8 protein-coding genes are annotated in these 8,181 nt (G+C 69.3%); 5 read left to right on the top strand and 3 right to left on the bottom strand.

The features are described from left to right. Positions 1-1,000: metallophosphoesterase (locus G4D87_RS28975; RefSeq protein ID WP_163785949.1), on the top strand; the 1,000-nt coding region annotated here is incomplete at its 5' end. 906 nt (positions 1,001-1,906) lie between these two features. Further along, entirely contained in the window at positions 1,907-2,392 is a 486-nt protein-coding gene (locus tag G4D87_RS28970) for a hypothetical protein (protein WP_163785948.1), read from the top strand. A gap of 113 nt (positions 2,393-2,505) precedes the next feature. On the opposite strand, the gene G4D87_RS28965 is transcribed toward G4D87_RS28970, so the two are convergent. Then, positions 2,506-3,078, bottom strand: a complete 573-nt coding sequence (locus G4D87_RS28965) for an imm11 family protein (RefSeq protein WP_163785947.1) — start codon at positions 3,076-3,078, stop codon at positions 2,506-2,508. Between the two features lie 148 nt (positions 3,079-3,226). Here G4D87_RS28965 and G4D87_RS28960 point away from each other — a divergent pair, with 148 nt between their 5' ends. From G4D87_RS28960 to G4D87_RS28950, 3 genes are all read left to right on the top strand, one after another. Beyond that, the gene (locus G4D87_RS28960) at positions 3,227-3,853 is read left to right on the top strand and encodes a glutathione S-transferase family protein (RefSeq protein WP_163785946.1); all 627 of its coding nucleotides are present in this window, start codon (positions 3,227-3,229) and stop codon (positions 3,851-3,853) included. Between the two features lie 75 nt (positions 3,854-3,928). After that, the gene (locus tag G4D87_RS28955) at positions 3,929-4,780 is read left to right on the top strand and encodes a helix-turn-helix domain-containing protein (protein WP_163785945.1); all 852 of its coding nucleotides are present in this window, start codon (positions 3,929-3,931) and stop codon (positions 4,778-4,780) included. A 118-nt stretch (positions 4,781-4,898) separates the two neighbouring features. Further along, complete coding sequence (locus G4D87_RS28950; protein ID WP_240358693.1) at positions 4,899-5,243, top strand: VOC family protein; 345 nt, start codon at positions 4,899-4,901, stop codon at positions 5,241-5,243. Positions 5,244-5,348: 105 nt separating this feature from the next. Here the strand turns inward: G4D87_RS28950 and G4D87_RS28945 are convergent, their stop codons facing one another. Both G4D87_RS28945 and G4D87_RS28940 read right to left on the bottom strand, forming a co-directional pair. Beyond that, the gene (locus G4D87_RS28945; protein ID WP_163785943.1) at positions 5,349-5,537 is read right to left on the bottom strand and encodes a hypothetical protein; all 189 of its coding nucleotides are present in this window, start codon (positions 5,535-5,537) and stop codon (positions 5,349-5,351) included. A 97-nt stretch (positions 5,538-5,634) separates the two neighbouring features. Then, positions 5,635-8,166, bottom strand: a complete 2,532-nt coding sequence (locus tag G4D87_RS28940; RefSeq protein WP_443192653.1) for a M16 family metallopeptidase — start codon at positions 8,164-8,166, stop codon at positions 5,635-5,637. Between the last annotated feature and the right edge of the window lie 15 nt (positions 8,167-8,181).

The following is an 8,181-nucleotide window of genomic DNA, read 5'->3' as shown; positions in this document are numbered from 1 at the left end:
GCTCCGCACGCCCCCCCTGCTCGTGCTCGTCCCGCTGCTCCTGGCGGCGGCGCCCGCGCCCAAGGCCCCGACGCCGCCTCGGCTGGAGGACGTGGTCCCCGACACCTTCACCGGCGTGGCGCGCGTGGTGGCCGTGGGCGACGTCCACGGCGACGTGGACGCCCTGAAGGAGGTGCTTCGGCTCGCCGGCCTCATCGACGCGAAGGACCGGTGGATTGGCGCCAAGGCGCACCTGGTCCAGACGGGCGACGTGCCGGACCGGGGAGACCAGACGCGAGCGGCGTTCGAGCTGCTCATGCGGCTGGAGCAGGAGGCGCTCGCCGCGGGCGGACGGGTCCACGCCCTGCTCGGCAACCACGAGGCCATGAACATGCTGGGCGACGTGCGCTACGTCAGCCCCGGGGAGATGGCGTCGTTCGCGGACCTGAGCCCCGAGCAGGACAGCGCCGGCGCCCCGCCCGGCCTCAACGGGCACCGCGTCGCGTACAGCCTCCAGGGCCGCTATGGCCAGTGGCTGCGCAAGCACGCCGCCGTGGTGCGCATCAACGACACGCTCTTCGTGCACGGCGGCGTCGCGCCCGGCGTTCCCGGCGGCAACCTGGCCGAGCTCAACCGCTGGGTGCGCCAAGACTTCTTCCCCGACCATCCGCCCGGCGGCGCACGAGATCCCCAAGGCCCCTTGTGGTTCCGAGGCTACGCGCTGGGCGAGCCGCGGGACGCCGAGTCCGCGCTGGACGCGGTGCTGAAGCGTTATGGCGCCAGGCGCATGGTCATGGGGCACACCACGAACCGCGACGGCAAAGTGAAGGTGCGGTTCAACGGCAAGGCGCTGCTCATCGACACCGGGCTGAGCACCGGGTACGGGCGGAACCTCGCGGCCCTGGAGCTTCGCGGCGGCAAGGTCAACGCCCTGTACCGCGAGGGCCCCGTCACGCTGGGAACCGTGGAGCCCCCCGCCGCGCCGGCTCGTCCCGCGGCCCCAAAGCCTCGGAAGAAATGAGGGGCTGCGCAGGTGCGGCGGCGCGGCGTGCGGGCCGTTGCATTCGCCGAGGCGCCGTCTCTTCGCGCGGCGACCGGGTCCTCTTCCCGCCGCCCTGCCGTCCCGACTTCAGCCCCGTTGCGCTGGCATGAAGCAAAGTCACGGCGCTGCTGCGCAAGTGGCGGCTGCGGACCCGCTCCGGGCTGCATCAGGCCACCCCGTCCGCCCTGGCGGCCACTCTTCCGCGTGATGCAGCCAGAGGGTTCGCCCACCGCGGCGACGCCGTCGCTCAGCTTTTTGAGCTGCGCCATGAGGCGAGGCGCCTCGATGGCCGGGGCGCACCTGGGCAACTCGCTGTTCGGAAATGTCGGGAGATTTCGCGGCGCAAAACCCCCGACATTTCCGAACAGCGAGCTACGGGAGTGACTCCGGCCCCCCCCGCGCGCATGCACTCCCACGCGAACCGCTGCGTCCTGCTGTCGCGCCTCCGCTGCACCACTGCTGAGCCAATCATGATGGTTCCGTGAGGATTGCCCCGCCGCGGCTCCCTACCGTCGGAAAAGGACGGAGACGAGGGAGCGGCGCATGCGACGTGGCGGGGCATTCACGATTCTGGCCATTGGAGTCATCGCGCTCCTCGTATGGGAAGCACACTCCACGTCAAAGGCTGTCGACCGTGGCGCGGGGGCCGCCGCATCTTCGCGAGCCACGAAGCGCATCGTGGGTGATGCCCACCGGAGCCTGATGGGCCTGGACACCCTCCCCCGGCCTGACTCGGGCCGGAGCCTTCGTGGAACCGTCGTGGATGAGCGAGGCTTGCCCCGCGCAGGCGTGCGCGTCTCCGCCGTGTCGAGGGAGCCGCCGTCCGTGTCCGAACTGCCATGTCCTGAAGGAACTCCGATAACCTGGGAGCCGCGCCGCGGGGAGGTGCCTGTCCGGCTCTTCTCGGATTGCACGTGGATGGGGCGGGAACTCCTGGTCGAGTGGATCTCATCCCGCATGGGGGAAGCCCCCATCCTCGCGGAAACGGTGACCACGGGAGACGGCACCTTCGTCCTGGAAGGACTCCCCGACGGCCCCCTGTCTGTCTGGGCCTTGAACGAGGCCGGCGCGGCCATGAACTTGCATCCCGGGCGGATTCCCGCGCCGACCACCGAGGCCGCCGCTGAGTTCCTCGCTATAGAGCGGGGATTCATCCATTTCGGCGAGGAAGACGCACCGTTGGCAGCGTACGAAGCGGCTGGTCCGACGACGCGCTTCCGCAATGTGCCTCCAGGTCCCGCCACCATCTTCCTTCTGAGCGGCTACGTCCCCGCCCATTTCCACCGGGAGGAGTTGATGATTCCGGCCTCCGGGGAAATCGTCCACACGTTGGTTCCCAACTGGCAGCCACTGCCCTCTCCGGGGCAATGACGGGACGGCCCAGGAACGATTACGATTTGCTTGGCTCACCAGTGCGCGGTTCGCGCCATCGTGGGACTGTCGCTGCGAATCACTGGCATTCCGCACAAGCACATCCAAGACAGTCACACTGAATCGAGTTCCTCAAAGACAACTCCCCATCCGCTTTCTGGGCGATTCTCCTTGAGGGCTGTCTTCACAGTCTCATCAATGACCAGCACATCGGGGGACTCCGCCAGCCTGAACATGCGCAATCCACGCGACTTCGTGCCATCCAACACGACATTACTGAATGACACCAGCGGAACATCAACACCTTCCGCGTCTGCCTCCATCAAGGTCTCGAAAGAAGACTTCTGCATGTCGGCAGCCTTTATCAGGCCGAGCACGTTGAATAGAAAGAACCCCGAGCGCTGTTTCTGAGTCTCTGGATTGATGAGCAGGGCAGGGAAGCATTGGAAGTTGTTGACGCCAGCGCCGCGCAGAACCTGGATGAAGCGCTCACTGGCGAGCACTGCTCCGCCGCTCATGAAATGCTGGCAGGGTTCGTCATCAGGCGTATCCACTTCGTAGACCAGCCTGGGCAAGGTGTCCGCCTCAACCCATTTTCCCGCCATGATGCTCTCGTCTGGCAACGTCGGGCCGGAGGTGATGCCATGGCCGAGGAAGTCGTCTTCGGACAACTGGTAGTACTTCATGCTCGTTCCCTCCTGCGGGGCTGCACACGTGGGATGGAAAACCAATGTTGACTACTTCGCGGACGCGTTGAGCGAACTTCTACATGATGGGGGCGAAGCGACTCCTTTCACATGCCGGCGAGGGTACCCTGAGGTATCCCCTCGTTCCATGAACGACTACGAGTTGATTGGCTCTCCGGGGTGCGGCTCGGCCATCGTGGAGATGGCGCTGCGAATCACCAGCACTCCGCACCGGCTCACGGACCTGCCCTACCTGGAGCCGGGCCCCGGACGCGACCGGCTGTTGAAGCTCAATCCGCTGGGACAGGTGCCCACCCTGGTCCTCCCCGATGGCACGGTGATGACGGAGAGCGCGGCCATCATCCTGCACCTGCACGACGCCTCGCCCCAGAGCGGCCTGGCGCCAGCGCCCACGGCCCCCGAGCGCGTGCGCTTCCTCAATCTCCTGTTCCGTCTGGTGGGCGCGGTGTACCCGACGTTCACGTACGCAGACGACCCGCCCAAGTGGACCCTGGCCGGCCCCGCAGCGGACCGGCTGCACGACACCGTCATGGAGCGCCGCGCCACCCTCTGGCGTGAAATCGAAGCCCAGGTGGGCAAGCCCCACGTGCTCGGCGAGTGCTTCAGCGCGCTGGACCTCTACGTCACCGTGATGACGCGCTGGCGGCCGGGCAAGGACTGGTTCGCCCAGCACTGCCCCAACCTGACAGCGACCGCCAGGCGGGCGGAGGCGCATCCGCACGTCGCCGCGGCGCTGGGGCGTCACTTCAGCTGACGCCCCCGCTCCTGGCAGCAGGTGGGCTCCGCATCAGCCGCCCCTGGTGGAGCCCGGCGCTGATACCGTCGGGCCATGATTCTCGCGCGCCGGCCTCGGAGCCCCACGCTGGCACCGCTCGTGGAGTCCCTCTGGACGTACGACGGGCAGCTCACCCACGGCTTCGAACGGGTGCTGCCCTCTGGCCGTATGCAGCTCCTCGTCAATCTTCATGAGGACGCGTTCCGGGACTACAGGCTCGACGGCCGCCTGGCGCACAAGACGCGCGGTGCAGTGATTCAGGGCGTCCACACCGCACCGAGAGTCGTCGACACGGCCTGCCAGCGCTCCATCTGCGGGGTGAGCTTCGCTCCCGCGAGCGCATCGCCGTTTCTGGGCATGCCGGCCTCGGCGCTTACGGGGAGGGTCGTCGACCTCTCCGAAATCTGGGGGCGTGACAGCCCCCTCCTTCGTGAGCGCCTGCTGCAGGCCCCCACCTCCGCGGCCCGGCTCGACGTGCTCGAAGCAGCGCTGCTCGCACGGGGCCGCGCGTCCGAGCCTCGCGACGCAGCCGCGGCAATCGCATGCTCCCTGTTGATGGGCGGCGCGAGCGTCCGTGCGGTAGGCGTTCAACTCGGCTTGTCGCCGCGCCGGCTCATTGAGCGGTTTCAAGCCCATGTCGGCGTCAAGCCCAAGCTCTTCGCGCGCATCGCCAGGTTCCAGCACGTGCTCGCATCAGCCCGGGGGGAGATGACCTGGGCCAGCCTGGCCGGTGAGCACGGGTTTTCGGACCAGGCACACCTGGTCCGCGAGTTCAGGGCCTTCTCGGGAGCCACTCCCGTCGCGTATCGCCCCCGGTCGGATGAGGACCGCAACCACGTACCGCTCGACGAGTGGCATTTTTCTTCAATACGAGGCGGGCCGCCCCCGGGCACATTGCGCCAATGACGCCAAACGAAGCCCTGACCGAAGTCCAAGCCCGCCGGGTCGCCGAGCGCACAGACGACGCAATCAACGTCAACCGTTCGGACTCCGGCACTGCCTGGGGGAGGCCGTCGTGAAGGTCATGCGAATTGTCACCAACGTGGGCGTGTCTGAGCCAGCAGCCGCCAGCCGCTTCTATCGGGACGTCCTCGGGCTCGACGTCTTGATGGATATGGGTTGGATTACCACCTACGGCTCAAGCGAAACGATGACGGTGCAGGTCAGCTTCATGTCGCAAGGGGGCTCAGGCGCGCCAGTGCCAGACATGTCCATCGAGGTCGACGACCTCGATGCGGCCATCGCCCGGGTGAAGAAGGCGGGAATCCCCATCGAGTATGGACCGGCTGACGAGCCTTGGGGCGTGCGCAGGTTCTTCGTGCGCGACCCCTTCGGACGGCTGGTGAACCTGCTCGCTCACACCCCATGAGCCGCACGCGGCGCCGGCGATGAGCACGCCGTGCCGCCAGAAGGGCGCGAAGTCCTGCGCCAGACTTCGTCCACGGGTAGGGCAGCCCTCCCTGCGGCCCGGGGTTCAGCCCTCTGCCTGCCCCGGGGTGTGGTCCGGGTCCGGGTAGGGGTGCGCACGGTGCGGCGCGTCCTCGTCGTCGCCCTCCGCGCTCCCTGGCGTGTGGCCCGGCTCTTCCTCCATGTAGCGGCCCTGTCGCTCCCCCGCCTCGTCTGGCGGCTCGGACAGGGGCCGCGGCGCTTCCACATCTGGCATGGCGATGCCCTCCTCTTGGAGAACATAGGCAGTCGCCAGTCCGTGGACGCCAGCCCCTGCCCCGGCGAGGCGGCCAGCAGGCAGGGGCTGGGGTGGGCTACGGCTGGGACATGGCTTGGATGGCGGACCGCGCCTGGCCCTCGTCGGCGGTGATGGAGACGACGAGCCGCTGCTGGCAGCCTTCGAACTCCTTCCGCAGGGACTCGGCCGTCACCGCCTGGAGCAGCGCGGGCCGGCCCGTCACCGTGTCCGGCTCGAAGCCACGGACGCGCGCGGTCAGCAGCGCGTTCACCCAGGCCTCCGAGCTGATGAAGGAGACCGCCTGCGCCGCCAGCATGCCCCTGCGGGCCCGCTCCAGCGTGGGCGCGGGCACTTCCTTCGCGAAGGACGCGAGAATCTGACGGACGGTGCTGATGCCTTCACCCATGCGCTGCGCATCCACCGCGCCCTCCAGCACCAGGTGGGCCGCGCCGCCGCGCCCCAGCCAGGGCCGCGCGGAGAAGCCGTAGGTCGCGCCCCGGCGCGAGCGCATCTCCCCCCAGGCGTGGCCGTGAATCAGCTCCGCCATCAAGGCGTAGCGCGCCTCTGCTTCGGGCGTGGCCGTGGGCAGCCGGCAGGCCAACTGCACCTGGGCCTGGCTCGCGCCGGGGCGTGGCGTGAGCAGGGCCTTCGCGGCCGAAGCCGCCACCGGCAGCTCAGGCGAAGGCGGCGTGGCGACGGGCGTCGCCTTCCCCCGGCTCCAACCGCCCAGGTACTTGCGCGCCAGCCCCTCCACTTCCTTCACGTCGAACTCGCCGGCGATGACGACCACCGTGTTGGCCGGGCGGTACACGTCCTTCAGCCACGCCTCGGCTTCCGTCCAGGACACCTGGGCCAGCTCCTCGCCGGTGACCTCGCGCGCATAGGGATGCGTGCCATACAGCGCCTTCTGGAGGTGACGCTCGGCCAGGAGCTCCGGATTCGAGTCCACCGCCCGGCGCCAGGGCAGCACCTGCTCGCGGTAGTAGCGCACCACGTCCTCGGAGGTCCGCGTGGAGTCGAGCTGCTCAGCCAGCATCGCCAGCATGTTGCCGACGTTGCCAGCCGTGCCGGAGAGGCCGACGCGCAGGTGGTCACGCTGGAAGGAGGAGGTCGAATGCAGCCCCCAGTCACTGGGGCGGCCCTCGAACCAGGACTCCCGGAAGGAGCCCCAGTTGGCCAAATCCGCCACGCCCGGCTTGTCGCCATGGGACGAACCACCGCCCAGCGCCGCGCCGATACGAACCACCGGGAGGCCCGGCCGCGGAGCGAGCAGCACCTCCATGCCATTGTCCAGCTTGAGCACCTGCACGGGCGAATCGAGCGCCGCCGTCATGGACGGCGTCACCTGCTCCGCGGGCGAAGTCCACGGCTCCTCGTCCGCGGACAGCGCGGCGGCCACCGTCGCCGCGCCCGGGACCTCACCGGGACGGACGACAATCATTCGCACCCGGTCCCGCTGCAGCCACTGGTAGGAGAAGTCCGTCACCTTGCCGCCGACGAGCCCCATCAGCGCCACCTGAGAGCGGGTGTAGGAGCGAACGTCCTGCGTGAAGTGGGTGAGCAGCGCCCGGCGCTCGGTGCGGGACATGAGGTCCTCCGACTCCAGCACCATGCCCGTCACCACCTGCCGGCGCATCGCCTGGAAGTCGAACTCGCGGCCCAGCACGGAGCCGGGCTGTATCTCCTGCACCCACGCGTTCTGCACCTGGTCCAACACCTTCCCCGCCGAGCGCGCCGGGTCGTCCCCCCGGCTGAGCCGCACCCGCACCACCAGCAGCGAGGCGCGCGTCCCCGGAATCAGGTTGGTGGAGATGTCCGCGATGTCGGCGTCATTGCGCACCGCGCCCCAGAGGTTCTGGCTGAAGCTGGCGCGAACGAAGTCCTGGACCGCGCTGGCCTCATCGAAGCCGCGCGGCAGCACCCAGGACAGATACACCTCCGGGGTGGGCACGGCGGCGGTGAAGACGGGCACCGACTTCTGGGCAGGCGTGGTGGCCGGGGCCGCGGGCTGCGCGGGCAGCCGCGCCTCCAGCGCCAGGGGCGCGCCCGTGCCCACCCAGGCCTCGGGCAGGTGGGTGCGGAGCGTGGCCTCCACGGCCGCCAGGTCCACGTCACCGGCGATGACCAGCGTGACGTTGTCGGGGCGGTAGTTCGCCCGGGCGAAGCGCTGCGCGTCCGACAGGCTGAGCGCGGACAGCGACTCGTGCGTCCCCGCGAGCGGGCGCGCGTAGGCGTGGCCACCGGGGAAGGCCGCGGCGTTCATCCAGCTGAAGACCTGCCCCACGTAGCCCGTCTCGTTGCGCTGGCGGAGCTCGTTGCGGACCACCTCGCGCTCCACCGCGAACACCTCCGGGCTCACGCCCGCGAGCGGCGCGGCCAGACGCTGGCCCTCCAGCTTCAGGAGGACGGGCAGGGCCTCCTTGGGGCCCAGCGTCTCGTAGGACGTGTAGTCCAGGCTGGTGGAGGCGTTGTAGAAGCCCGCGCCCGACGCCTCCAGGCGCCACCACACCGACGGCCCGCCCGCGTGACGGGAACGGAAGGCCAGGTGCTCCACGACGTGCGCCAGGCCCTCCTTGCCACTCGGGTCACTGGAGCCCCCCGCGCCCACCACCGCGACCNCCGC

This window comes from Myxococcus vastator, assembly GCF_010894475.1.
In the GTDB taxonomy this organism is placed as follows: Bacteria; Myxococcota; Myxococcia; order Myxococcales; family Myxococcaceae; genus Myxococcus; species Myxococcus vastator.
Note: the sequence above shows the minus strand (reverse complement) of the source record. Positions and strands in the feature narration are given on the sequence as shown.

Bases quoted from the DNA above. Each gene is read 5' to 3' on its own strand.
- G4D87_RS28965 (WP_163785947.1), bottom strand. From the start codon at position 3,078: ATGAAGTACTACCAGTTGTCCGAAGACGACTTCCTCGGCCATGGCATC.
- G4D87_RS28960 (WP_163785946.1), top strand. From the start codon at position 3,227: ATGAACGACTACGAGTTGATTGGCTCTCCGGGGTGCGGCTCGGCCATC.
- G4D87_RS28955 (WP_163785945.1), top strand. From the start codon at position 3,929: ATGATTCTCGCGCGCCGGCCTCGGAGCCCCACGCTGGCACCGCTCGTG.
- G4D87_RS28950 (WP_240358693.1), top strand. From the start codon at position 4,899: ATGCGAATTGTCACCAACGTGGGCGTGTCTGAGCCAGCAGCCGCCAGC.
- G4D87_RS28945 (WP_163785943.1), bottom strand. From the start codon at position 5,537: ATGCCAGATGTGGAAGCGCCGCGGCCCCTGTCCGAGCCGCCAGACGAG.